The sequence below is a fragment of the Streptomyces sp. 351MFTsu5.1 genome, assembly GCF_000383655.1.
Taxonomy (GTDB): domain Bacteria; phylum Actinomycetota; class Actinomycetes; order Streptomycetales; family Streptomycetaceae; genus Streptomyces; species Streptomyces griseorubiginosus.
Map to the genome: position 1 here is coordinate 252403 of NZ_KB911778.1, position 22584 is coordinate 274986.

At 72.3% G+C, this 22584-nt stretch carries 24 protein-coding genes and 1 tRNA gene; 15 read left to right on the forward strand and 10 right to left on the reverse strand.

Annotation, left to right across the window (positions count from 1 at the left end; all coding sequences use genetic code 11):
- Positions 1-44: 44 nt before the first annotated feature.
- On the reverse strand, positions 45-2777 hold the full coding sequence (locus tag H295_RS44730) for a DegT/DnrJ/EryC1/StrS family aminotransferase (protein ID WP_020135367.1): 2733 nt from the start codon (positions 2775-2777) through the stop codon (positions 45-47).
- 170 nt (positions 2778-2947) lie between these two features.
- Between H295_RS44730 and H295_RS0110755 the strand changes: the two genes are divergently transcribed.
- A complete protein-coding gene (locus H295_RS0110755; RefSeq protein WP_020135368.1) occupies positions 2948-3688 on the forward strand; it encodes a TetR/AcrR family transcriptional regulator in 741 nt (246 codons plus the stop codon).
- Positions 3689-3697: 9 nt separating this feature from the next.
- Here H295_RS0110755 and H295_RS0110760 read toward each other — a convergent pair whose 3' ends face one another.
- From H295_RS0110760 to H295_RS0110770, 3 genes are all read right to left on the reverse strand, one after another.
- A complete protein-coding gene (locus H295_RS0110760) occupies positions 3698-4684 on the reverse strand; it encodes an aldo/keto reductase (protein ID WP_020135369.1) in 987 nt (328 codons plus the stop codon).
- 96 nt (positions 4685-4780) lie between these two features.
- Positions 4781-5443 carry an NUDIX domain-containing protein gene (locus tag H295_RS0110765; protein ID WP_020135370.1) on the reverse strand — a complete coding sequence of 221 codons (663 nt, stop codon included), beginning with the start codon at positions 5441-5443 and terminating at the stop codon, positions 4781-4783.
- A gap of 177 nt (positions 5444-5620) precedes the next feature.
- Positions 5621-5694, reverse strand: a tRNA-Pro gene (locus tag H295_RS0110770).
- Between the two features lie 99 nt (positions 5695-5793).
- Between H295_RS0110770 and H295_RS43110 the strand changes: the two genes are divergently transcribed.
- From H295_RS43110 to H295_RS0110790, 4 genes are all read left to right on the forward strand, one after another.
- Positions 5794-6417 (forward strand): DUF309 domain-containing protein, encoded by a 624-nt coding sequence (locus tag H295_RS43110; protein WP_078616622.1) that lies wholly within the window; start codon positions 5794-5796, stop codon positions 6415-6417.
- Positions 6418-6631: 214 nt separating this feature from the next.
- Positions 6632-7405, forward strand: coding sequence for a precorrin-6A synthase (deacetylating) (cobF, locus tag H295_RS0110780; protein ID WP_020135372.1), 774 nt, complete (start codon positions 6632-6634; stop codon positions 7403-7405).
- 60 nt (positions 7406-7465) lie between these two features.
- Positions 7466-9598 carry an MDR family MFS transporter gene (locus tag H295_RS0110785; protein ID WP_106960811.1) on the forward strand — a complete coding sequence of 711 codons (2133 nt, stop codon included), beginning with the start codon at positions 7466-7468 and terminating at the stop codon, positions 9596-9598.
- Positions 9599-9641: 43 nt separating this feature from the next.
- A complete protein-coding gene (locus H295_RS0110790) occupies positions 9642-10103 on the forward strand; it encodes a hypothetical protein (RefSeq protein ID WP_020135374.1) in 462 nt (153 codons plus the stop codon).
- Here H295_RS0110790 and H295_RS0110795 read toward each other — a convergent pair.
- Entirely contained in the window at positions 10090-10836 is a 747-nt protein-coding gene (locus H295_RS0110795; RefSeq protein ID WP_020135375.1) for a cobalt-precorrin-6A reductase, read from the reverse strand. The two genes, H295_RS0110790 and H295_RS0110795, sit on opposite strands and share 14 nt — an antisense overlap.
- A 35-nt stretch (positions 10837-10871) precedes the next feature.
- Positions 10872-11645, reverse strand: coding sequence for a sulfite exporter TauE/SafE family protein (locus H295_RS0110800; protein ID WP_028809246.1), 774 nt, complete (start codon positions 11643-11645; stop codon positions 10872-10874).
- Positions 11646-11942: 297 nt separating this feature from the next.
- Here H295_RS0110800 and H295_RS0110805 point away from each other — a divergent pair, with 297 nt between their 5' ends.
- From H295_RS0110805 to H295_RS0110815, 3 genes are all read left to right on the forward strand, one after another.
- Positions 11943-12422: a Dps family protein gene (locus H295_RS0110805; protein WP_020135377.1), complete on the forward strand. Its 480-nt coding sequence runs from the start codon at positions 11943-11945 to the stop codon at positions 12420-12422.
- A 46-nt stretch (positions 12423-12468) separates the two neighbouring features.
- On the forward strand, positions 12469-12801 hold the full coding sequence (locus H295_RS0110810) for a DUF3140 domain-containing protein (protein WP_020135378.1): 333 nt from the start codon (positions 12469-12471) through the stop codon (positions 12799-12801).
- A 166-nt stretch (positions 12802-12967) separates the two neighbouring features.
- On the forward strand, positions 12968-13762 hold the full coding sequence (locus tag H295_RS0110815; protein ID WP_020135379.1) for an SAM-dependent methyltransferase: 795 nt from the start codon (positions 12968-12970) through the stop codon (positions 13760-13762).
- A 23-nt stretch (positions 13763-13785) separates the two neighbouring features.
- Here the strand turns inward: H295_RS0110815 and H295_RS0110820 are convergent, their stop codons facing one another.
- Positions 13786-14241 carry a potassium channel family protein gene (locus tag H295_RS0110820; protein WP_020135380.1) on the reverse strand — a complete coding sequence of 152 codons (456 nt, stop codon included), beginning with the start codon at positions 14239-14241 and terminating at the stop codon, positions 13786-13788.
- A gap of 169 nt (positions 14242-14410) precedes the next feature.
- Here H295_RS0110820 and H295_RS0110825 point away from each other — a divergent pair, with 169 nt between their 5' ends.
- From H295_RS0110825 to H295_RS0110840, 4 genes are read left to right on the forward strand one after another with little or no spacing between them, the layout of a single operon-like run.
- Entirely contained in the window at positions 14411-15223 is an 813-nt protein-coding gene (locus H295_RS0110825; protein WP_020135381.1) for an SAM-dependent methyltransferase, read from the forward strand.
- Positions 15224-15262: 39 nt separating this feature from the next.
- Positions 15263-16666, forward strand: a complete 1404-nt coding sequence (locus H295_RS0110830) for a glutamine synthetase family protein (protein WP_020135382.1) — start codon at positions 15263-15265, stop codon at positions 16664-16666.
- Positions 16667-16668: 2 nt separating this feature from the next.
- Complete coding sequence (locus tag H295_RS43115) at positions 16669-17877, forward strand: amidohydrolase family protein (RefSeq protein WP_234021590.1); 1209 nt, start codon at positions 16669-16671, stop codon at positions 17875-17877.
- 2 nt (positions 17878-17879) lie between these two features.
- Positions 17880-18416 carry an NUDIX hydrolase family protein gene (locus H295_RS0110840; RefSeq protein ID WP_106960812.1) on the forward strand — a complete coding sequence of 179 codons (537 nt, stop codon included), beginning with the start codon at positions 17880-17882 and terminating at the stop codon, positions 18414-18416.
- A gap of 5 nt (positions 18417-18421) precedes the next feature.
- On the opposite strand, the gene H295_RS0110845 is transcribed toward H295_RS0110840, so the two are convergent.
- From H295_RS0110845 to H295_RS0110855, 3 genes are all read right to left on the reverse strand, one after another.
- Positions 18422-18751 (reverse strand): DUF2218 domain-containing protein, encoded by a 330-nt coding sequence (locus H295_RS0110845; RefSeq protein WP_020135385.1) that lies wholly within the window; start codon positions 18749-18751, stop codon positions 18422-18424.
- A 97-nt stretch (positions 18752-18848) separates the two neighbouring features.
- A complete protein-coding gene (locus H295_RS0110850) occupies positions 18849-19778 on the reverse strand; it encodes a carbohydrate kinase family protein (RefSeq protein WP_020135386.1) in 930 nt (309 codons plus the stop codon).
- Positions 19775-20452 carry a class II aldolase/adducin family protein gene (locus H295_RS0110855; RefSeq protein WP_020135387.1) on the reverse strand — a complete coding sequence of 226 codons (678 nt, stop codon included), beginning with the start codon at positions 20450-20452 and terminating at the stop codon, positions 19775-19777. Before H295_RS0110855 ends, H295_RS0110850 begins: the two co-directional genes overlap by 4 nt.
- 58 nt (positions 20453-20510) lie before the next feature.
- Here H295_RS0110855 and H295_RS0110860 point away from each other — a divergent pair, with 58 nt between their 5' ends.
- From H295_RS0110860 to H295_RS0110870, 3 genes are all read left to right on the forward strand, one after another.
- A complete protein-coding gene (locus H295_RS0110860; RefSeq protein ID WP_020135388.1) occupies positions 20511-21170 on the forward strand; it encodes a TetR/AcrR family transcriptional regulator in 660 nt (219 codons plus the stop codon).
- A gap of 24 nt (positions 21171-21194) precedes the next feature.
- Positions 21195-21497, forward strand: coding sequence for a DUF1905 domain-containing protein (locus tag H295_RS0110865; protein ID WP_020135389.1), 303 nt, complete (start codon positions 21195-21197; stop codon positions 21495-21497).
- Between the two features lie 76 nt (positions 21498-21573).
- Positions 21574-22569, forward strand: a complete 996-nt coding sequence (locus H295_RS0110870; protein ID WP_078616629.1) for a glycoside hydrolase family 43 protein — start codon at positions 21574-21576, stop codon at positions 22567-22569.
- Positions 22570-22584: the final 15 nt, after the last annotated feature.

Sequence of the window (22584 nt, forward strand, 5' to 3'; positions counted from 1 at the left end):
CCGCGGTCTCGGCTCCCAGCTCGGCCACCGGCGGGGCGCGGGCATCAGAAGTCGTCCGGGTACGGGTCGGCCAGCCCGGCGTGCGGCCCGGGGGCCGGTGCCGGGGCGGGGAAGCCGGGCAGCAGGTCGGTGAGGACGCGGCGCACCTCGTCGGTGTCGTTGCTGTCGGCGGCGGCGTACAGCTCGGGCAGGCGCTGGACGAGGTCGGCGGTGTGCTCGTCCGGGGAGGTGACGGCGAGGATGCGGGGGTGGGCGGTGCGGGTGTGCTGCTCCTCGCTGGCGAACAGCGTCTCGTTGAGCTTCTCGCCGGGGCGCAGGCCGGTGTAGCGGATGTCGACGTCGGGGACGTGCAGGGAGCGGGCGTACCCGCGGACGAGGTCCACGATCCGCACCGGGCGCTCCATGTCGAGCACCAGCACCTCGCCGCCGCGGGCCGTGCGCGCCGCTTCCAGGACCAGGCCCACGGCCTCCTCCACCGTCATGAAGAAGCGGGTCGCGTCGGGATGGGTGACGGTCACCGGGGAGCCGGCGCCCAGTTGCTGGGCCACGACGGACAGCAGGGACCCGCGGCTGCCGAGCACGTTGCCGAAGCGGACGGCGGCGAACACGGTCCCCGGCGGGGCGCTGCGCTGGGCGCGGTGCACGATCAGCTCGGCCAGCCGTTTGGTGGCGCCGAGCACCGACACCGGGTCGGCCGCCTTGTCGGTGGAGATCAGCACGAACCGCGCGGTGCCGGCCGCCGCGGCGGCCCGGACCAGGTTCTCGGTGCCGCGCACGTTCGACTTCACGCCTTCGCAGGGGTGCAGTTCGAGCAGCGGCAGGTGTTTGTGCGCGGCCGCGTGGAAGACCACCTCGGGGCGCAGCCTGCGGAAGATCTGGTCGATGCGGGGGCGGTCGCGGATGTCCGAGATCACGATGTCGTCGGAGTGCAGCGCGTCGCCGTGCAGTTCCAGCTGGAGCCGGTGCAGGTTCGACTCGTCGTGGTCCAGGAGAAACAGGCGGCTGGGGCCGAAGGCGCGGACCTGGTGGCACAGTTCGCTGCCGATCGAGCCGCCGGCGCCGGTGACCAGGACCCGCCGTCCGGCGATCGTGGCGCCGGCCTCGGGGCTGACGACATGCATCTCGGCGCGGCCGATCAGCGCGCGCACGTCCAGTTCCCGCATGTCGTCGCCCACCACGTCCCGCCGGAGAGCGGCGATGAAGGACGGCAGGTAGCGCACGCTGGCCCCGGCGGCCTCGGCGGCCCGCGCCACCCGGCGGAAGAGGGCCGGGGCCAGGCCCGGGATGGCCACCACCACCGCCTCGGCCCGGTGCAGCGGGACCACGCTGCCGGTGTCCTCCAGGGTGCCGAGGACGGGCAGGCCCCCGACGAAGCCCGCCCGGCGCTTGACCGGGTCGTCGTCCAGGAAGCCGACGGGTTCCAGGCCGTACTGCGGGGTGTGCGCGAGGTCCCGGGCCAGCGCCCGTCCGGCCTCGCCCGCGCCGATGACCAGGGTGCGCAGGCCGGTGGGGCGGCGGGTGCCGGCGGCGTACCGCAGGAGGTGGGCGCAGACGCGGTCGACCGCGCGCTCGGACAGGTGCGGGTACAGGGGCAGGGACAGCAGCTGCGGGAACAGCTCGTCGGCGCCCGGCAGGCCGCCCGGCGGGATGATCGCGGCCTGCCGGAAGTACGGCATGTGGTGCAGCGGGATGAAGTGGACCGAGGTGCCGATGCCGTGCTCGGCCAGCCGCTCGACGAGTTCGTCACGGCTGGTCCCGTACGACTCGAGGACCCGGACGACCTGGAGGTGGCGGGCATGTCGGCCGGGAGCGGGAGAGCGCAGCGGCTCGATCCCCGGTACGGCCGCCAGCGCCGCCGCGTACTGCTCGGCGAGGGTGTCCCGGCGGTCCTGCCACTCGGCCAGATGGAGGAGCTGGGCCCGTCCGATGGCGGCCTGCACGTCTGTCATGTTGGCCTTCAGCCCCGGCTCCTCGACGGTGTAGCGCCAGGTGCCGCCGGGCAGGGCGCGCCGCCAGGCGTCGGCGGACATGCCGTGCAGCCGGGCGCGGCGGATCCGGTCGGCGAGCAGCGGATCGGCGGTGGTGACCATGCCGCCCTCGCCGATCGGCAGGTTCTTGGTGGCGTAGAAGCTGAAGCAGGTCGCCCGCGACACGCCGCCCACGGGGCGCTCCCCCACCGTGGCACCCAGGGCGTGTGCGGCGTCCTCGACGACGCGGCTGAGGGGCAGTCCGGCGGCCTCGGCGAGGTCGGCGACGGGTGCGGGGGCGCCGGTGTAGTGCAGGACCATCATCGCCGCGGGCCGGCCGCACGCGGCGGCCGCCGCAGTGACGGTGGCGGGCGTCGGCATCCCGGTGCCGGGGTCGACGTCGACGAGGACGGGTCGCAGTCCGGCGTGGAGGATGGCCTGGGCCGCTCCGCAGAAGGTCAGCGCCGGGACCAGGACGGGCGCCCCGGCCGGCAACGCGAGGGCGCGCAGCGCCAGTTCGAGGGCGGCCGTGCAGGAGCTCACCGCGACGGCGTGCGGGGCCGAGACGTACGCCGCGAAGTCGTCCTCGAAGTGTTCGGTCTCGCGGCCGGTGGTGACCCAGCCGGAGGCGAGCACCCTCTGCGCGGCCCGCCGGGCCTCCGGACTGATCCAGGTCGTGGCGAACGGGACGTCCCGCCGGTCCGGTCCCGCCGGCCCGTCGGTGCCGCGCCCGACGGGGTCGAGGCGGTCCTGGGGAGGCCTGCGGTGGTCTGGCGGCTCCTGCCGGGACCGCAGCCGATGGACGGTCATCTCGCGCTCCCACTTCTGGCTCTCCCGGGGACGCTGCTCCCCGCGGACAGACGCACCCTCATGTCCTAAAAGCGTATATTTACGCCGTATACGTACACCCTGCCCCCGGTCATGCGTAGAGTCAACACAGGCGGAATGCACCGCGTGGAGCGACCGACCGGAGGCGAGGCATGGCGGGTGAGCGGGCTGAGGAGCGCAGCGGCGGTGCCCGGGCGGCGGCGGGCCCGGCTCGCCGCGCCGGCGACCGCGGCCGCTACGGCCGGCTGAGCCGGGAGCGTGTACTGGCCAGCGCCCTGGAACTCGTCGACCGCGAGGGCCTGTCGGCGCTGAGCATGCGCCGTCTCGGCGCCGAGCTCGGCGTCGAGGCGATGGCGCTGTACCGCTACGCCGACAGCAAGGACGCCCTGCTGGACGGGCTGGTGGAAGCCCTGTACCTGGAACTGGAGGAGCGGGTCGCCCGCGAGCCCGCGGCGCCTTCCTGGCGCGCCGGACTGCACCGCGTGGCCCGGGCGACGTACGACGTCTGCCTCGCCCATCCCCAGGCCGTCCCGCTGCTCGCCACCCGTATGCTCGCCGTCCCGCTGGCCCGCCGGCCGCTCGCCGTGCTGAGGGATCACGAGAGAGTGCTCACGCTGCTGAGGGAGAGCGACCTGGACGACGCCGGGGTGGCCGCGGCCTTCCGGGCGTTCACAGGCTGGCTGCTCGGCTATGTGGCAGTGGAGCTGCGGCCGATGGTGGACAACCCCGAGGAGTCGGATCCGGCGTTCCGGCTGGGCCTGCACCACATGCCGGCCCGGGAACTGCCCGTCCTGCGGGAGACCGCCCCCGCCCTCGCCGAGCGGGGCGGGGTGGCGGGCCTGACGGAGGGGCTGGACGCACTGCTCGACCGCTTCACCGGCACACAGCCGTGAGCCGACCGCTCAGTGGACCCCGTCCAGCCGGGCCCGCTGCTCCGGCGTGAGCTGCAGGTCCACCGCCGCCAGGTTCTCCTCCAGCTGGGCCACCGACGACACCCCCGCCAGCGGGACGATCGGCAGGTCACCGCCGATCTGCCAGGCCAGGACGACCTGGTTCACGGTCGCGCCGGTCTCCTTCGCCACCTCGGCCAGGACCTTCAGGCGGGACGCGGTGCCCGGGTGGTCGAAGTCCGTGGGGAGGCGGTCCGGGTGGGCGTAGGCGCCCTTCAGGAGCGGTGAGTAGGCGACCAGGGTGAGTCCGGGTTCCGCGCGCAGATAGCTCAGCAGGTCCGGGCCCGCGTGCCCGAGGCTGCCGTCGGGGAACAGGGGCGGGTCGGGGACATCGGTGCGGGGGCGCAGATGGGTGTGGGCGTACTGGAGCACCTCGTACCCGGGGAGCCCGGCCGCCGCCGCGAGCGCCCGCGCCCGCTCCACACGCCAGGTGGCGTGGTTGCTCACCCCCAGCAGGCCCACCGTGCCCTCGGCCACCAGCCCGGCGAACCCCTCGACCGTCTCCTGGAGCGGCACGCCGTGGTCCTCGATGTGCGCGTACAGCAGGTCCAGTTTGTCGACGCCGAGGCGTTCCCGGCTGCGCTCCGCGGACTCCCGGATCACCTTCGCCGACAGGCCCTCGGCGTTGTCAGCGTAGCCCGTGCCGGAGGCCAGCGGGCGGGCGCCGAGCTTGGTGGCGATGACGATCTCGCCGCCGATGCCGCGGCTGCGCCGCCACCTGCCGAGCAGTTCCTCGCTCTGGCCGCCCTGGCCACCGTCCTCCCAGTAGGCGTAGTTGTCGGAGGTGTCGATGAAGGTGCCGCCGGCCTCGACATAGCGGTCGAGAACGGCGAACGACGTCTCCTCGTCGGTCCGTGAGCCGAACAGCATCGCGCCGAGCGCGAGGACGCTGACCTCGCGGCGGGTCGCCGGATCGGTGCCGATAGTGCGGTACTTCATGGTGATTCCCTCCCGTGTGTGCCCGTCTCGGGGCGCACACGGGAGTCTTCATCCTGAAGCGCACTTCAAGTCAAGGGCCCGCGCGCTCACTTGCGCTCACTTGGCGAACGGGCCCTCCAGCGTCGCCCATTGGAGCAGCATGATCGTCTTGGCGTCGGCGATCTCCCCGGTGCGGATCATCTCCAGGGCCTGGCGGAAGGGCAGTTCGAGGATCTCGATGTCCTCGCCCTCCTCGTCGAGACCGCCGCCCTCGTGGGTCCGGGTCGACGGGGCGTACTCGGCGGCGTAGAAGCTGACGCGCTCGGTGACCGAACCGGGGCTCATGTAGACGTCGAAGACGTGCCGGACCTCGCCGATGGTGTGCCCGGTCTCCTCGACGACCTCGCGCCGCACCGCGATCTCCGGGTGCTCGTCGTCATCGTCGAGCAGGCCGCCGGGGGTCTCGATCAGCAGTCCGTCCGGGTGGCCGTTGACGTAGACCGGGTAGCGGAACTGCCGGGTGAGCAGGACGGTCTCGCGGGCCGTGTCGTACAGGAGCATGGTGGCCCCGTTGCCGCGGTCGTGGGTCTCGCGCTGCTGGGTGCTCCAACTGCCGTCGGCGTGCTGGATGTCGAAGGTCGTGGCCCGCTCGACGTACCAGTGGCTGGACAGCAGGGTCACCTCCCGGACCCTGACACGTGGATTGCCGGTCAGGTCCAGGCCGGTGCGGTCGAGTCCGGTGCGGCCCCGGCGGTCGGGGATGTCGATGCCCTCGGTCATCGGACACCGGCCGGGCATCGGGAGCAGCGGGGGAAGTGCGAGTTGGTCATGACCGCTTCTACCACTCCGGTACGGGCTCCGGCACCCGGGTACGGGCGGAGGCACCCCGGTACGGGTCCAGGCACCCATACGAAAAGGGCCCCCACGGACTCTCGCCCGCGAAGACCCTTCGCACCGTCGGGACGACAGGATTTGAACCTGCGACCCCTTGACCCCCAGTCAAGTGCGCTACCAAGCTGCGCCACGTCCCGGTGTGCCGCCCCGCGGTGACCGCGGGAACGCGCGTACAGAACTTTACCCCACGTCGGGGGCTCGTCCGAAGCAGGCACCGGGCGCGGCACAATCGGCGTATGGCCAGTACATCCTCAGGACGCCAGGCGAACGCACGGGGCGGGGACGACGAGGGGCGGGCACGCGGCGCGCGGGACCGGGACGACGAGGGGCGGGCGCACAACGCGCGGGATCGGGACAAGGGGCAGGCGCCCAGCGCGCGGGATCGGGACAAAGAAGGGCGCGCACGCAACGCTCGGCCGCGGGACGGGCTCGGGCGGCCGCTGCCCTACGGATCCGAGGGCGTCGCCCGGCAGTCGGAGGGCGTGGTCCGCACACCGCGGCAGACGGTGACCGAGGCCCAGGACCTGCTGGACGCCGGGCGCCCCTTCCACGCCCACGAGGTCTTCGAGGATGCCTGGAAGTCGGGCCCCGAGGAGGAACGCGGCCTGTGGCGGGGGCTGGCCCAGCTCGCCGTCGGCCTCACGCACGCGGCCCGCGGCAACGTCACCGGCGGCGCGAGGCTGCTGCGGCGCGGCGCCGGCGCGGTGACGGAGTGGGCCGCGTCGGGGGCAGGGCGGCAGCGGCCGTACGAGATGGACCTGGCCGGGCTCGCGCTGTGGGCGCGGGGGCTGGCGGAAGAGGTGGAACGGACAGCGGCACCGGTGGACGCACGGACCCGCCGCCCGCGGCTGCGGGGGTGACGTACGGGCCCTGTGTCCCGGCGGCTGGACCGCGTGCACTGGGCACCCGGCCACGGCCCAACCGGTCCCACAGCGCCCGGCGCAGCCACAGACCCGGTGCCACCAGTGCCCGGCGCACCGGCGGGACGCCGCTCCCCGTCCGCGGGAAGCCCCGCGCAGCCGTAAGCCCCGACGCGGTGACCTCGCTGTCAGTGGGGTGCGGCAGACTCGGGGGGTGCGAAAGATTCATGTCATCGGTATCGGCGCGGGCGACCCCGAGCAGCTGACCCTCCAGGCGGTCAGGGCGCTGCGGAGCACGGACGTGTTCTTCGTCCTGGACAAGGGCGAGGTGAAGAGCGACCTGACGCAGCTGCGCCGGGACATGCTGGACACGCACATACCCGAGGGCACCTACCGGGTGGTCGAGGCCCAGGACCCGGAGCGGGACCGTCGTGCGGGCGGCTCCGCGTACTCCCCCGCCGTCGGGGACTGGCGCAGCGCCCGCGCCGACATCTACGAGCGGCTGATCTCCGAGGAGCTGGGCGAGGAGGAGAGCGGCGCGTTCCTGGTGTGGGGCGACCCCGCGCTGTACGACAGCACGCTCGGCATCCTGGAGGAGATCCTGGAGCGCGGCTCGGTGGACTTCGACTACGACGTCGTGCCCGGCATCAGCAGCGTCTCGGCGCTCGTCGCCCGCCACCGCACCGGCCTGAACCGCGTCGCCCGCCCCGTCCAGATCACCACCGGCCGGCGTCTCGCGGAGGGGTTCCCGGAGGGCGTGGACGACGTGGTGGTGATGCTCGACGCCCACCAGTCCTTCCGCGCCTACGCCGACCAGGACATCGACATCTACTGGGGCGCCTACATAGGCACGCCGGACGAGATCCTCGCGTCAGGACCGATCGCCGAGGCCGCCCCCCGGATCGAGCGGCTGCGCGCCGAGGCCCGGGAGCGCAAGGGCTGGATCATGGACACGTATCTGCTTCGCCGTAACCCGCAGCAGGGGTAGGCACGGGAGAACGCCCCAGGCGTACGGCAGGCACCCACCCGGACCGCCCGGCATGCACGGATGGCCCAGCGGTGTGATCGTGCCCTTGTGACAGTCGCCGAGCACCCCGCGGAGTCCGCACCGCCCGCCGCCACCGCCCCCGCCGACCAGCCCCCCGTCCTGGACACGCGTCGGCGCAACGTCGTCTTCGTGACGATCATGCTGGGGATGCTGCTCGCCGCCCTCGACCAGACCATCGTGGGCACGGCGCTGCCGACGATCGTCTCGGACCTCGGCGGCGCCGAGCACATGTCGTGGGTCGTCACGTCGTACCTCCTCGCGGAGACCGTCTCGACCGTGCTGGTCGGCAAGTTCGGTGACCTGTTCGGGCGCAAGGTGGTCTTCCAGGTCTCGGCGATCGTGTTCATCACCGGCTCGTTCCTGTGCGGTCTCGCCGCCAACATGTCGTTGCTGATCACATGGCGGGCGATGCAGGGAGTCGGGGCCGGCGGTCTGATGGTGACGGCGATGGCGCTGATCGCCGACGTCATCCCGCTGCGCGAGCGCGGCAAGTACCAGGGCGCGATCGGGGCCGTGTTCGGGGTGGCCACCGTCATCGGCCCCTTGCTGGGCGGGCTGTTCACCGACCATCTGACCTGGCGCTGGGCGTTCTATGTCAACGTCCCGATCGCGATCGTCGTGGTCTTCGCGGCCGCCCGCACCATCCCCGTCGTCAAGTCGGCCGTGCGGCCGGTGATCGACTACCTGGGCATCGCGTTCGTCGCGGTGGGCGCCAGCGCCCTGATCCTGGCGACGAGCTGGGGCGGCAACGAGTACGCCTGGGGCTCCGGCGTCATCATCGGTCTGTTCGTCGGCGGCGCCCTCGCGCTCGGGCTGTTCTGCTGGGTGGAGACCCGGGCCGCCGAACCCATGCTGCCGATGCGGCTGTTCGGCAACCCGGTGTTCACGGTCTGCTCGGTCCTCAGCTTCATCGTCGGCTTCGCGATGCTGGGCGCGATGACGTATCTGCCGACCTACCTCCAGTACGTCGACGGCGACTCGGCCACGATCTCCGGCGTACGGACGCTGCCCATGGTGATCGGCCTGCTGATCGCGTCGGTGGCGAGCGGCAACGTGGTGAGCAAGACCGGTCACTACCGGATCTTCCCGATCGTCGGCTCGCTGGTGACGGCACTCGGACTGTTCCTGATGTCCCTCATGGGGCCGTCCACGGGCGCCTGGCTGGAGTCCCTGTACATGTTCGTGCTGGGCACCGGCATCGGGCTGTGCATGCAGGTCCTGACCATCGCCGTGCAGAACACCGTCGAGTACGCCGACCTCGGCACCGCGACCTCCGGCGTCACCTTCTTCCGTACGTTGGGCAGTTCCTTCGGCACCGCGGTCTTCGGCACGATCTACACCAACACCCTGACCCCGAACCTCGAGGACGGCATCGCCTCCGCTGTCCGGGCGGGCGGCGGCCTCCTGGACCCGGCCACGATCACCAGAGCCGCGACCAGCCCGGAGGGCCTGCACCGGCTGCCGTCGCCCGTCGCCGCACCGGTCATCGACGCCTACGCCGAGACCCTCCAGACCGTCTTCCTGTGGACCGTGCCGGTGGCCGGGCTGGGTTTCGTCGTCGCCCTGTTCCTCCGGCAGGTCCAGCTGCGGGACAGCGCACGGGCCGGGTCGACCGACCTGGGCGAGGGGTTCGCGTCACCGTCCGGGGCGGACTCGCAGCGGGTGCTGGAGGCCACCGTGGGGAAGATCATCGGCAGTACCGACCTCGACACCGCGCGCCGGATCATCGCGGACTCCGACACCCGGCTGGACGTCGCCGGGGCCTGGGCGGTGATGCAGGTGGAGCTGCACACGCGGATGGTCGGCCACGCCAGCCTCGGCATGATCGCCGCGCGCCGGCATCTGCCGCCCGAGGTGCTGCTGCCGGTCTTCGACCGGATGGTCGAGGAGGGTTATCTGACCCGGGCGGGCCATCTCCTCTCGCACACCGAGGGAGGCGCGCGCGAGGCCCGGGTCATCGGCACCGCGTGGGGCAACTGGCTGGCGGACCGGGTGCAGCAGGACATCGGCCGCCCCTCGGGCACGGACCTGCGCGCCGCCGTGGACACGATCGCCAAGCGCCTCCTGGTGGAGGACCTCAGCACCGGACTCCCGCAGCGCATCAGGGAGTTGGAGGGAAGCTCGACCACCTGAAAACCGGGTGCCCGACGGAACGCGCGGACGGCATACTCACGGCATGTCCCCCGCCCCCGTCCGTTTCCACGACCCCGGTTCGACGGCCTACGACTTCTGTCACTCGGCCCTCGTCCGGTGCCCGCGCTGCGACCGGATCGCCCACTTCGAGCGGACCGCTCGCGTGGAGGCGAGCGCGCCCCGGGAACGGACGGGTACTCGGCCGGAGTCGCGCGTGATCTGCCGCTCGTGCGGGCTGTCCCGGACCGTGAACGGCTGCTCCTGGCCCCCGCTCTGGCTGCGTGCCGGAACGCGGCACGGGGAGCTGTGGGCGTACGACCTCGCGCATCTGGACCTGATCCGGCGGTTCGTGGCCGCCTCGCTGCGCGAGCGGGACCCCTGGTACGAGCACGGCCGGAAGATGACCTGCGTCGCCCGGCTGCCCGTGTGGGTCAAGCGCGCGAGGAACCGCGACGAGGTGCTCCGCACGATCGACCGCATGCGGGCCTCGGTCACGGCGGGTTGAGCTCCAGCCACCGCAGTGCTCCCGCGGGGTCCGGTACTTCCGTGACCCCGTCCGGCAGCGGCGGCCGACGTACGACCACGACGGGCAGGGCCAGTTCGCGGGCGGCGGTGAGCTTGGCGGCCGTGGCCGCTCCCCCGCTGTCCTTGGTCACCAGGACGTCGATGCGGTGGGCCCGTAGCAGCGCCGACTCGTCCTGCACCGTGAACGGGCCGCGGGCCAGGAGGACTTCGGTGTGCGGCGGCATCGGCGGCTCGGGCGGCTCCACCGACCGTACGACGAAGTGGAGTCCGGCGAGAGGGGCGAACGCGGCCAGCTCCATCCGGCCGGTGGTCAGGAACACGCGTCGGCCGAGACCGGGCAGCGCCGCCGCGGCCTCGTCGAGGGAGTCGACCAGGTGCCAGCGGTCCCGTGGGCCGGGGTGCCAGCCGGGGCGGCGCAGCACCAGCGAGGGGACGCCGGTCGCCGCGGCCGCCCGGGCCGCGTTGCCGGTGATGCCGCGGGCGAAGGGATGCGTGGCGTCGACCAGGGCGTCGACGTGCTCCTCCCGCAACCACTCGGCGAGCCCCTCCGCCCCGCCGAAGCCCCCGACGCGCACCTCCCCCGCGACCGCCCCCGGCCTCGCCACCCGCCCCGCGAGGGAGGTGGTGACACGGACCCCCGGCCGTCCCGCGAGCACGGCGGCCAGCTCACGTGCCTCGGTGGTACCGCCGAGAATCAGGACGTGGGGGGACATGACGGCCAGCGTACGAGGCCGGACACCCGCGCGTGTCACCGCACCAGCAGCTGCACGGCCCCCACCACCGTCGCCGCGATCACCAACCGCTCGAAGAGCCGCTGGTTGATGCGGTTCACCGCCCATTTGCCGATGAACGCGCCCGGCACGACGAACGCGACGAGGGCGAGGTCGAGCAGCAGCGAGTGGCCGTCGATGAGGCCGAGGCCGACGCTGAAGGGCACCTTGGAGACGTTGACGATGAGGAAGAAGAACGCCGAGGTGCCGAGGAAGCCGAGTTTCCGGAAGCCCGCCGACAGCAGGTACATCGACATCACCGGCCCGCCGGCGTTGGCGACCATGGTGGTGAAACCGCCGAGGACGCCGTAGGAGCGGGCCTTGACGCGGCCGGCACGGGTGGCGACCGAGTCGGGTTCCTCCTCCGCGTCGGCCGTGCGGCGGCGCCAGACCGTCACCCCGGCCATCAGCAGCAGGATCGCGCCGATCGAGGTCCGTACGATCCCGTCGTCCGCCCACTCCAGGAACACGGTGCCCGCGACCACGCCGACCGCGACCGCCGGGAACAGCCGCCAGAGCGTCGGCCAGTGGGCGTGCCGTCGGTAGGTGAGCACCGCGAGCACGTCACCGGCGATCAGGATCGGCAGCAGCGCGCCGGTGGAGGCGCGGGCGGGCAGTACGGCGGCGAAGATCGCGAGGCTGACCGTGTTGGCCCCGCTGACGGCCGTCTTGGAGAAGCCGACGAGCAGGGCCGCGGCGGCGAGCGCGGCGAACTCCCAGCCGGAAATGTGCCAGAGCGTCATCGTGTCCATGCGGAGACCGATGCTAAGTGCAGGTAACCGCCGCGGTAAGTGCCGTCTCGCCGAGTGGTCCTGTTGGCGGCACTCCCCGCCGCCGGGCGCGCGCAGGCCTTCGCGGAGGTGACGGATGTCCCCGGCGACGTGCTCACACTCCGGGACAGCACTGTTTGCACCAGTACGCCCGGGGCACCCGCGCCTGCATGGAGTGGTTGCGTCCAGCGGCCTGCGTGGGCGAGGACCCCGAGCTGTTCCTCAACGCGACGCACTGCTCCGTACCGGCACTGACCATGCCCGAAGGAGGAGCACGGTATGACTGTGGTGAAGAGCACTCTGTCCGACTCGGCCCGCGAGACGGCCGGGGAGGCCCTTCAGAGCACCCTGGTGGATCTGATCGGCCTGTCGCTGATCGGCAAGCAGGCGCACTGGAACATCGTGGGCCCGCGTTTCCGGTCCATCCATCTGCAACTGGACGAGGTGGTGGCTACGGCGCGCACGTTCTCCGACACCGTGGCGGAGCGCTCCGCCGCCCTGGGGCTGCCGCCCGACGGCCGTCCGGAGACGATCGCGTCCGCGTACACGCTGCCCGGCTCGAAGAACGGCTGGATCAAGGACGACGAGGTCGTGCAGCTGGTGGCCGAGACGCTGGAGGCGGCGATCGGCCGGCTGCGCGAGCGCATCGAGGCCACCGAGAAGGCCGACCCGGTCACTCAGGACCTGCTGATCGGCATCACGGCCGAGCTGGAGAAGCAGCGCTGGATGTTCGAGGCCGAGAACTGGCCCCGGGACTGACCAGCCGCGAGCCGAGGCGCACCCACCCACGGAAAGGCGCACCGCGATGACCGACGCCCTCGAACTCGAAGCGCTGTGGGAGGACTTCCACCGCGCGGTGAACATGACCTCGCAGGAAATCGCCGCCTGGCTGCGGGTGAGCGACGCCGACGAGTCCACGGAACCGCTGCCGGAGCACGCCGGTGAGCCGACCGGGCAGCATGTCCTGGCGATCCTCCAGAAGCGGCGGACGGACCTGACCGACGAGGACCTCGAGGTGATGTACCAGGTCGTGGAGACTGTCGAGGCCGAGGTCGACGTGGAGAACGAGCCCGAGGCCGAGGACAGCCCGCGCAGGCACCGGCTGATGTCCGTGGGACACGATCCCCTCAGGGCGTGACGCCACCTCGGACGCGGTGAAGAACCGCGCGCGAACTCCAACCCGCCGTTCACGCCGCCGGGTTGACCCGTTCCGCGGTCGGCGTCGACATGGCCGAAGTCGGTCCCGGGCAGCCGGGCCGGCGTGGCACACTGCTCGCACATTCTGTCGAGCAGAGGAGCTGTGTGTGACCGGGACCGAGTCGGCCCGACGGCGGATCGACACGAGCAGGCCGCATCCGGCCCGGGTGTACGACTGGTTCCTCGGCGGCAAGGACAACTACCCCGTCGACGAGGAACTCGGACGGCAGATCACCGCCCAGGGCGACGCCCCCCGGCAGGCCCGCGCCAACCGCCGGTTCATGGAACGGGCCACCCGGGCCGTCGTACGGGAAGCGGGGATCCGGCAGTTCCTCGACATCGGCTCCGGCATCCCCACCGAGCCCAACCTGCACCAGATCGCCCAGTCCGCCGTACCGGACGCACGGATCGTGTACGTCGACAACGACCCGATCGTCCTGGCCCACGCGGCGGCCCTGCTGCACGGCACGCCGGAGGGGGCGACGCACTACCTCCAGGCCGACGCCCGGGAACCGGAGCGGATCCTCCAAGGGGCCTCGGCCGTGATCGACTTCGACGAGCCCGTCGCGCTGTCGCTGATCGCGCTGCTGCACTTCGTCTCCGCCGAGGACGGCGCCGAGGAACTGGTGGCCACGCTGGTCGACGCGCTGGCGCCGGGCAGTTGTCTGGTGCTGTCGGCGATGACCGCGGACTTCGACCCGGAGAAGGTGAACGCGGGGATCGCGGCGTACACGGCGAAGGGCGTGACCCTGGTGGCGCGCTCGCACGACGAAGTGAGCCGGCTCTTCAAGGGACTCGAGGTGCTGGAGCCGGGGATCGTGTCCCTGTCGCAGTGGCGCCCGGACGAGCGGGAGGACGGGGAGCCGGTGTCGCTGTACGGGGCGGTCGGCATCAAGCGCTGACCCCCCTGACGGCCGGGTCCGGTTCAGTCCTTCCTCCTCGCCGTTCCCAGCAGTTCCTCCAGCCGGTCGAAGCGCTCGTGGACGGCGTGCAGGGTCTCCGCGCCGAGCTGGTGCGGGCCGTGCCGCCGCTTCTGCTCCCGTGCCACGAACCAGGTCGCGAGGGCCGCGGTGACCATGCCGTAGGTCGTGATCCCGACGACCATGACGACCGTGCCGACGACCCGGCCCCACCAGGTCACCGGGAAGAAGTCGCCGTATCCGACGGTGGTCGCCGTCTCGACCGACCACCACAGGGCCTTCGGGTACGAGGTCAGATTGGCGCCCCGCGCCCCGTCCTCGGCGGCGACGACCGCCCAGGAACCGAGGAGCATCACGACGAGCAGGACGGCCGTGGCACCGCCCGCCGCCCTGAGATGGAGCGAGCGTCCCTCCCGGCCGAGCAGCACCCCGAACGCCCTGGTGAGGAATCCGGGCAGCATGCGCACTCCTCGCGCCAAGGGGTCCGTACCCGGCCAGTGTCGCCGCCACCGGATCCGCGGGCATCCCGGACGGGGCGTTCGGACGGGGCGTTCAGGTCGCGGTTTCCGGGACAAGCTGATCATCGGGCGGCACAATGGCGGCAACGGCCGCACGAGAAGGAGCACTGTCGTGAGCGAGAGCCACACCCCGTCGGGCGTATCGGCGAGGCTGAACACAGGTGTGGCGCACAACGCGCGCGTGTGGAACTACTGGATCGGCGGCAAGGACAACTACGAGGTCGACCAGCGCGTCGGCGAGCATGTCGCCGGGATGTTCCCGATCATCCGGGAGATCGCCCGCGCGGACCGCTGGTTCCTGGGCCGCTCGGTGCGCTTCCTCGCCGAGGAGCAGGGCATCCGGCAGTTCCTCGACATCGGCACCGGGCTGCCGACGGTGGACAACACCCACGAGATCGCGCAGCGCGTCGCGCCCGACGCGCGGATCGTCTACGTCGACAACGACCCCATCGTGCTCGTCCACGCGCGCACCCTGCTGACCAGCACCCATGAGGGCGTCACCGACTACATCGACGCCGACGTCCACGACCCGGCGGCCATCCTGGAACGCGCCTCCCGGACCCTGGACTTCGACAAGCCGGTCGCGGTGATGATGCTGGGCATCCTCAACTTCGTGCTCGACACCGACGAGGCCCGCCGGATCGCCCGCGAGGTCATGGCCGCGCTGCCCTCGGGCAGCCATCTCGCCCTGACGCACCCGACGTTCGACGCCGAGCTGGGCGGCGAGGGCCAGATCCCGGCCATGAAGTTCTGGAACGAGAACGCCACTCCGCCGATCACGGCCCGCAGCGGCGAGGACATCGCCTCCTTCTTCGAGGGCCTTCAGCTCCTCGAACCGGGCCTGGTCTCCTGCTCCCGGTGGCGCGCCGAGTCGGACTCCCCGGCCGTGGTACCGCAGTTCGGCGCGGTGGCCGTGAAACCCTGACGCGGGATCCGATCAGGCCGAGCCCGTCGTGGAGGACGTATGACCACCCTTGCCGACCCGGTCCCCGGCGGACGCCCCGGTGACGTGGAGCGGGCGACCGTCCTGGGCGAAGAGCTGGCCGGAAAAGGCGTCCACGGTGTGGTCCTGGCGTACGTCGACACCGCGGGCGTCTGCCGGGTGAAGACCGTTCCGACGGCCAAGCTGCCCTCCGCGGCGGCCTGGGGCGTGGGCATGTCACCGGTGTTCGACACCTTCCTGGCGAACGACTCCATCGTCACCACCGACACCCTGGGCTCCCCCGACGGCGATCTGCGCCTCTACCCCGATCTCGACCGGCTGGTGGCCCTGGCCGGGCAGCCCGGCTGGGCCTGGGCACCGGTCGACCGGATCACCCAGGAGGGCGAGCCGCATCCGGGCTGCTCCCGTACGGTGCTGCGGCGGATCGTCACCGAGGCCGCCGAGCGGCACCGGATCACCTTCAGAGCGGGCGTCGAGATCGAGTGGGCGGTGGGCCAGGGCCCGGTGGCCGACGGCGAGTTCAGGCCCGCCGCGTGGGGCCCCGCGTACGGCGCCGTCCGTCAGGTCGAACTCGGCGACTACACCGCCGACCTGCTGGCGGCCTGCGCCCAGCAGGGCATCGAGGTGGAGCAGCTCCATCCCGAGTACGCGGCCGGGCAGTTCGAGATCTCGACGAGCGCGCTGGACCCGGTGGCGGCGGCCGACGTCAGTGTGCTCGTCCGCCAGACGATCCGGGCGGTGGCCCAACGGCACGGGTTCGTCGTCTCCTTCGCCCCGGCGGTGTTCGCCGAAGGCGTCGGCAACGGCGGCCATCTCCACCTCTCCGCCTGGCGCGACGGCGTGAACCTGCACTCCGGCGGCACGGGCCGGTACGGCATGACGGCGGACGCGGAGTCGTTCATCGCGGGTGTGCTCGCCCATCTGCACGCCCTCACCGCCCTGACCGCGCCGAGCCCCGCCAGTTATCTGCGGCTCAAGCCGTCCCAATGGGCGGGGGTGTTCAGCGTCTGGGGCCGGGAGGCCCGGGAGGCCGCCGTCCGGATCGTCACCGGCACCGCGGGCCTGACCGACCGGTCCGCGAATCTGGAGCTGAAGCCGGTCGACCTGGCCGCCAACCCGTATCTCGCCTTCACCGGCCTGATCGCCGCCGGTCTCGACGGGCTGACCTCGGCCATGCCGCTGCCCAGGGAGATCACCGGCGATCCGGCCCTGCTCCCCGCCGACCAGGCCGCCGCGGCGGGCGTGCGCCGGCTGCCGACCTCGCTGTCCCAGGCGGTACGGGCGTTCCGCGCCGACGAACGGCTGCGGGCCGCGCTGGGCCCCGCCCTCGCCGACGCCGTGGTCGCCGTGCGGTTCGGGGAGAGCGATGCCGTGGCCGACCTGGACGACGAGCAGATCGCGGCGGCGTACCGCTGGAAGTACTGATCATGAGCGGACCGCCGATGGGTGCGGACACGCGTCCCGTCCACGAGGCCCTCGCCGCCACCCGCCTCGTGGACCACCACTGCCACGGGGTCGTCACCGACCCTCTCGACCGCCAGGGCTTCGAGTCGCTGCTCACCGAGGGCGCGGCCTGGCCCGGGATCTCCCCGTTCGACAGCCCGGTCGGCGTGGCGGTGCGCCGCCACTGCGCGCCCGTCCTCGACCTGCCCCGCCACACCTCGCCCGAGGACTACCTGGCCCGGCGCGCCGAACTCGGCGTGCGGGAGGTCGACCGCCGCTTCCTGACCGCCGCGGGCACCGACGTTCTCTGCGTGGACACCGGATATCTGCCGGAACGTCTCAGCACCCCGGCTCAGCTGGCGGAGGCGGCGGGCGGGACGGCGTACGAGGTCGTCCGGCTGGAGAGCGTCGCCGAGGCGGTCGCGGCGCGGGGAGTGACGGCACGGTCGTACGCCGACGTGTTCCGCGCGGCGGCCCATGAGGCGGTGGGACGGCCCGGCGTGGTGGCCGTGAAGTCGGTCGCCGCCTACCGCACCGGCTTCGGCCTTGACCCGGCCCGGCCCACCGGGCAGGAGGTCACCCGCGCCGCCGGGGACTGGCTGGCCCGCGGTGGCCGCCTGGACGATCCCGTCCTCGTACGGCATCTGCTGTGGACCGCCGTGGACCTGGGCCTGCCGCTCCAGCTGCACACCGGGTTCGGCGACAGCGACATCCGGATGCACCGCGTCGACCCGACTCTGCTCACGGACTGGCTGCACCTGACCGCGGGCACCGTCCCGGTCCTGCTGCTGCACTGCTGGCCGTATCAGCGGCAGGCCGCCTATCTGGCCGCGGTGTTCGAGCAGGTGTACCTGGACGTCGGTCTCACCCTCCACCACGTCGGCCCGGCGCGGTCCCGGGCGATCCTGGCGGAGGCGCTGGAGATCACCCCGTTCCGCAAGCTCCTGTACAGCTCGGACGCGTACGGGCTGGCCGAGTTCCATCTGCTCGGCGCGCTGTCCTTCCGGCAGGGGCTGGGCGCGCTGCTCCAGGAGCGGGTGGACGCCGACGAGCTGAGCCTGCCGGACGCGTTGCGCGTCGCGGCCTGGACGAGCGGGGACAACGCCCGCCGCCTCTACGGACTTCCTGCCCCGGCCCCGTCCCACCAGACGGGCGCGACTGAGCGCCCGCCCTCCCCGGAAAGTATGATCTAGCAATGTCTGACTTGACCGATACCACGCCCGGCTGGCTGAGCGCCGACGACCTCGAGCAGGCGCGCGCCCGGATGCCCATCCTGTATGTCGAGGCCGTGCCCGTGCGCGTCGACGACAGCGGCGAAGTCACCAGCGTCGGCCTGCTGCTGCGCATCGGACCCGACGGAACGGTCAGCCGGACCCTGGTCTCCGGCCGCGTTCTGCACCACGAGCGGGTCCGGGACGCCCTGCTGCGTCATCTGGAGAAGGACCTGGGACCCGTGGCGCTGCCCCGGATCCCGCCCTCCCTGCAGCCGTTCACCGTGGCGGAGTACTTCCCCACTCAGGGGATCACCCCGTACCACGACCCGCGCCAGCACGCGGTGTCCCTCGTGTACGTCGTCCCGGTGAGCGGTGACTGCCAGCCGCGCCAGGACGCCCTGGACCTGGTGTGGTTCAGCCCGCAGGAGGCCTTGTCACCGGCGGTGGAGAGCGAGATGCCCGGCGGTCACGGGGTGCTGCTCAAGCAGGCGCTGGCCCATGTCGGCTGCGTGATCTGACCCGCTCAGTCGGATTCCCTGCGCTGGGTGGTGCCCGGCTCGCCGCCGTCCCGTGTCCATGCGACGACGAGTTCGTCCTTGGTGCCGAAGCGGACCAGGTGGCTGCCGACCACGCCCTCCAGGAGGTCGAGGTGCTCGGACTCCGTCTCCAGCGTCAGCAGCAGCGCGCCCTCGGTGGCGGTGAGGGAGCCCCGGCCTCCGTTCTGGAAGAGCAGGCTGCCCTCACCGCTCTCCTCGTCCCAGTCGGCCGTGGCGCGACGCCCGAGGTGTGAGGCGAGCTGCTTGGCGTAGCGGTGCGGGCGGTCGGTGGCGACGCGGGCTTCGGAGCGGGGCATGGGTACTCCCAGGAGTGCGGCGGTGCTGACGGAACTCGTTGCTGCGGCAACACCGGGCGCCCCACGCCCATTCCGCACCCCTCCCCCACCGCGCCGGTCAGGCGCGGATCTTGGTCGTCATGGCGAACTCGTCGGCCTCCGCGAGGTCGAACTCCCCGTGGTCGCTGCCCAGTCCCTGGGCGACCAGCGCGGCCGCGGCACTGCCGAGGACGGCTGCCTCGCGGGGCGTACGGCCCAGGCTCAGCCCGCGCAGGAAGCCCGCCGAGAAGGCGTCGCCGCAGCCGGTGGTGTCGACGACCTCGACCTCGAAGGCGGGGACCGTCTCGGTGTCCTCGGCCGTGACCAGGAGGGCGCCTTCGCCACCGCGGGTGACCGCGACCAGGCCCACCCCGCCGGCCAGGAACTTCCTGGCGCCGGTCACGAGGTCGTCCTCCTCGCTGAAGCCGACGACCTGGTCCTCGTTGGGGAGCAGGAAGTCGATGTACGGGAGCAGCGGCTCGATCTGGTCGAAGGTGCCGAGGTAGCCCGGGGCGAGGAGGTCGACCGAGGTGACGACGCCGTGGTCCCTGGCGTGCGCCAGGACGCGGACGGCGACGTCGGCGCCGATGAGTTCGGGTCCGCCGAGGTGCAGATGGCTCGCTTCGGCGACCGCGTCCCAGGGGATGTCGTCGAGGCCGTAGGTGATGTTGGCGCCGAGCAGGTGGAGGGAGGGGCGGTCGCCGTTGGGGCGGATCGGCAGGACGCTCGCGGAGGTGGCGGTGTCCCGGCGCCGCACCAGCAACTCGGTGTCGATGCCGGCCGTCCGCAGCAGCTGGATCAGCAGGTCGCCTGTGGGGTCGGTGCCGATCGCTCCGGTGGTGCGGACCGAGGCGCCCAGCTTGGCGAGGGTGAGGGCGGTGCCGGCGGCCGTGCCGGCGGCGGTCATCCGGATGTCCTCGACGAGGGTCGCGCCCTGCCCCTCGGGTATCTCCTCGACCGGCCGGACCAGCACGTCGAGTACGTGCACACCCATGGTGACGACGTTCATCTGTTCCCCTCCTGAGCGGATTGCGTGGTGCCGTAGTTGCGGGCGAGGGCGGCCTCGATCACCGCGATCTGCTGCTGTTCGTCGAGGGCGCGCGGCGTCCCGAGGACGGCCGCGCGCTGGTACACACCGCAGGCCCATTCGAGGAGCAGTGCGTGCTCGACGGCCTTGTCGAGGGTCGGGGCGTGGGTGACCGCACCGTGGTTGGCCATCAGCGCGGCACTTCTCCCCTCCAGCGCGGTGAGGACCGACTCGGCGAGGTCCGGGGTGCCGAAGGTGGCGTAGGGCGCGACCCGGACGGTGCCGCCGAGTGCGAGCAACTGGTAGTGGATGCAGGGCAGTTCGTCGAGGACGAGGGAGAGGGCGGTGGCCATCGGGGCGTGGGTGTGCACGACGGCCGTGGTGCCGTAGCGCCGGTAGACACCGAGGTGGAGGTCGAGCTCCGAGGTGGGCAGCAGGTCTCCGGCCACGATCTCGCCGTCGAGGTCCACGACGGTCACCTGGTCAGGGGTGAGCTCCGCGAGGACGGCTCCGGTCGCGGTGATGGCGACCCGGTCCTCGACCCGCACGCTGACGTTGCCCGCCGTACCGATGAGCAGGCCCTCGGCCCCCAGACGGCGGCAGGCGGCCGCCACGGCGACCCGTTCCTCGCTCAGCACCGGGCTTGAGTCGGTCATGCGCGCGACGCTAACCTAAACGTGAAACAAAGTCACGTTCACGTTCGGAGGTGGTTCCGTGGCCGAGTCCGTCCCGGGCGCCGACCCCGCCGCCTGGATCGCCTCCCTGCGCCGCACTCCGCAGCAGGCCCGCAGCCGGGCCCGGTTGGCCAGGGTGCTGGACGCCGCCGAGCGCATCCTGGTCGAGGAGGGCGTGGAGGCGCTCACCACGACCCGGATCGCGTCCGAGGCGCGGGTGTCGGTCGGCTCGCTGTACCAGTACCTGCCGGACCGCGGCGCGATCATCGAGGCGCTGGCGGCCGGTTACTTCGCGAAGCTGGAAGGGGCGATGGACGCGCTGGCGGCGGCCGCGGCCACCGAGCGCTGGGAGGACCCGGTCGGCGTCCTCATCGACGCGTACGCGGAGATCTACCGCACCGAGCACGGCTTCCGCGCCCTGTGGTTCGGCAGCGGACTGACCGAGCGGACCCGGGCCGCGGACCGGGAGCACAAGCGCCGGATGGCCGACGGGATCCGCCGCATCCTGCTCGCTCTGCGTCTCGCGGAGGACGACGACAGCCTCGCCCGCGTCTGCCACGCGGCGGTGCTCGCCGCCGACGCCCTCGCGCAGGAGGCGTTCCGCCGGGACGTCAAGGGGGACGCGGCGCTGCTGGAGGAGGCGAAGACCATGCTGCGGGGTTACCTCACGGACGTCGCGGCGCGGTACAACGTCTCCTGACGTCTTCGAACCGACGGGGGACCCATGCGGCTCACCTTCACCGGCCGGGTGATCGAATGGCGCGGCCCGGCCCCCTACTACTTCGTCCCGGTGCCCGACCAGGAGTCCGCCGACATCGGCGAGGTGGCGAGGGCGGCCACCTACGGCTGGGGCGTGATCCCGGTCGAGGCCCGCATCGGCGAGACCACCTTCACGACCTCCCTCTTCCCGAAGGACGGCGGCTACCTGCTCCCCCTCAAGAACGCCGTACGCAGGCCGGAGGGACTCGACGCGGGGGACGAGGTACGGGTGGAACTGACGGTCCGCCTCGGGCGTCCCGTCGGCTGAAGCGCCCGGGTGCACCGACACGACGCCCCCGTATCGTGCGACCGTGACCGACACCGAGCCCCTGCGGCTGCCCGACATGCCGTTGCACGATCCGTTCGTCGTCGCCGACGAGGGGACGCGGACGTACTACCTCTACACCGCCAACGAGCCGTCGGTGTCGGGGGTGGAGGGGGTCGGGACGATGGTCTACCGCAGTCGTGATCTGCGGGACTGGACACGGCCCGTGGTGGTGTTCCGGACCGGCGAGCAGGAGGGGCTCTGGGCGCGGGAGGGCGGATGGGCGCCGGAGGTGCACGCCTGGGGCGGCCGGTACTACCTGTTCACCACCCTGCACGACGAGAGCCGTCCGCTGCCGGTGCCGCCCGCCGGGAGGTGGGGCACACCCTTCCCGCTGCCGAACCATGCACGCGGCACCGTCACCGCCGTGTCCGACTCGCTGCTGGGCCCCTTCACCGTCGTCGACCCGACCGGACCCACGCCGCCGGCGCACCTCATGACCCTCGACGGCACGCTCCACGTCGATCCGGCCGGGCAGCCCTGGATGGTGTACGCGCACGAGTGGCTCCAGACCGTGGACGGGACCATGGAGGCCGTCCGGTTGGCCCCGGATCTCACCACGACGATCGGTGACCCCGTCTTCCTGTTCAAGGGCTCGGACGCGTCCTGGCTCGGTGAGCAGATCCCCGCGGGCGTGCCGCACCAGCTCGCGCCCTACGTCACCGACGGCCCCCAGCTCCACCGCAACCCTGACGGCGACCTCGTCATGCTGTGGTCGACGTACGAGAAGAACACGGCGGGTGCGGACGGCACCGTCAGCGGTGGTTACGTGCAGACCTACGCCGTCTCCAAGTCCGGTGAGCTGCACGGGCCTTGGGAGCAGCGGCGGCCGCTGGTCCGGGACGACAGCGGGCACGGCATGCTGTTCCGGGCCTTCGACGGACGGCTGCTGATGATCCTGCACCGCCCCTTCGAGAACGCGCGCGGGAAGCTGTACGAGATGCGCTTCGAGGGCGATGAGCTGCGGGTGGTGCGGCAGTGCACCGACCTCGACGGCGACGGGGGCGGCGCCTGAGGGCGCGCGCGAGCG

Coding starts and splice junctions, on each gene's coding strand:
- H295_RS0110800 (WP_028809246.1), bottom strand. CDS start 11,645: ATGGACACGATGACGCTCTGGCACATTTCCGGCTGGGAGTTCGCCGCG.
- H295_RS43115 (WP_234021590.1), top strand. CDS start 16,669: ATGAGCGGACCGCCGATGGGTGCGGACACGCGTCCCGTCCACGAGGCC.
- H295_RS44730 (WP_020135367.1), bottom strand. CDS start 2,777: ATGACCGTCCATCGGCTGCGGTCCCGGCAGGAGCCGCCAGACCACCGC.
- H295_RS0110870 (WP_078616629.1), top strand. CDS start 21,574: ATGCCGTTGCACGATCCGTTCGTCGTCGCCGACGAGGGGACGCGGACG.
- H295_RS0110820 (WP_020135380.1), bottom strand. CDS start 14,241: ATGCTGCCCGGATTCCTCACCAGGGCGTTCGGGGTGCTGCTCGGCCGG.
- H295_RS0110760 (WP_020135369.1), bottom strand. CDS start 4,684: ATGAAGTACCGCACTATCGGCACCGATCCGGCGACCCGCCGCGAGGTC.
- H295_RS0110845 (WP_020135385.1), bottom strand. CDS start 18,751: ATGCCCCGCTCCGAAGCCCGCGTCGCCACCGACCGCCCGCACCGCTAC.
- H295_RS0110840 (WP_106960812.1), top strand. CDS start 17,880: ATGTCTGACTTGACCGATACCACGCCCGGCTGGCTGAGCGCCGACGAC.
- H295_RS0110830 (WP_020135382.1), top strand. CDS start 15,263: ATGACCACCCTTGCCGACCCGGTCCCCGGCGGACGCCCCGGTGACGTG.
- H295_RS0110765 (WP_020135370.1), bottom strand. CDS start 5,443: ATGACCGAGGGCATCGACATCCCCGACCGCCGGGGCCGCACCGGACTC.
- H295_RS0110855 (WP_020135387.1), bottom strand. CDS start 20,452: ATGACCGACTCAAGCCCGGTGCTGAGCGAGGAACGGGTCGCCGTGGCG.
- H295_RS0110810 (WP_020135378.1), top strand. CDS start 12,469: ATGACCGACGCCCTCGAACTCGAAGCGCTGTGGGAGGACTTCCACCGC.
- H295_RS43110 (WP_078616622.1), top strand. CDS start 5,794: ATGGCCAGTACATCCTCAGGACGCCAGGCGAACGCACGGGGCGGGGAC.
- H295_RS0110850 (WP_020135386.1), bottom strand. CDS start 19,778: ATGAACGTCGTCACCATGGGTGTGCACGTACTCGACGTGCTGGTCCGG.
- H295_RS0110805 (WP_020135377.1), top strand. CDS start 11,943: ATGACTGTGGTGAAGAGCACTCTGTCCGACTCGGCCCGCGAGACGGCC.
- H295_RS0110795 (WP_020135375.1), bottom strand. CDS start 10,836: ATGTCCCCCCACGTCCTGATTCTCGGCGGTACCACCGAGGCACGTGAG.
- H295_RS0110790 (WP_020135374.1), top strand. CDS start 9,642: ATGTCCCCCGCCCCCGTCCGTTTCCACGACCCCGGTTCGACGGCCTAC.
- H295_RS0110755 (WP_020135368.1), top strand. CDS start 2,948: ATGGCGGGTGAGCGGGCTGAGGAGCGCAGCGGCGGTGCCCGGGCGGCG.
- H295_RS0110865 (WP_020135389.1), top strand. CDS start 21,195: ATGCGGCTCACCTTCACCGGCCGGGTGATCGAATGGCGCGGCCCGGCC.
- H295_RS0110785 (WP_106960811.1), top strand. CDS start 7,466: ATGGCCCAGCGGTGTGATCGTGCCCTTGTGACAGTCGCCGAGCACCCC.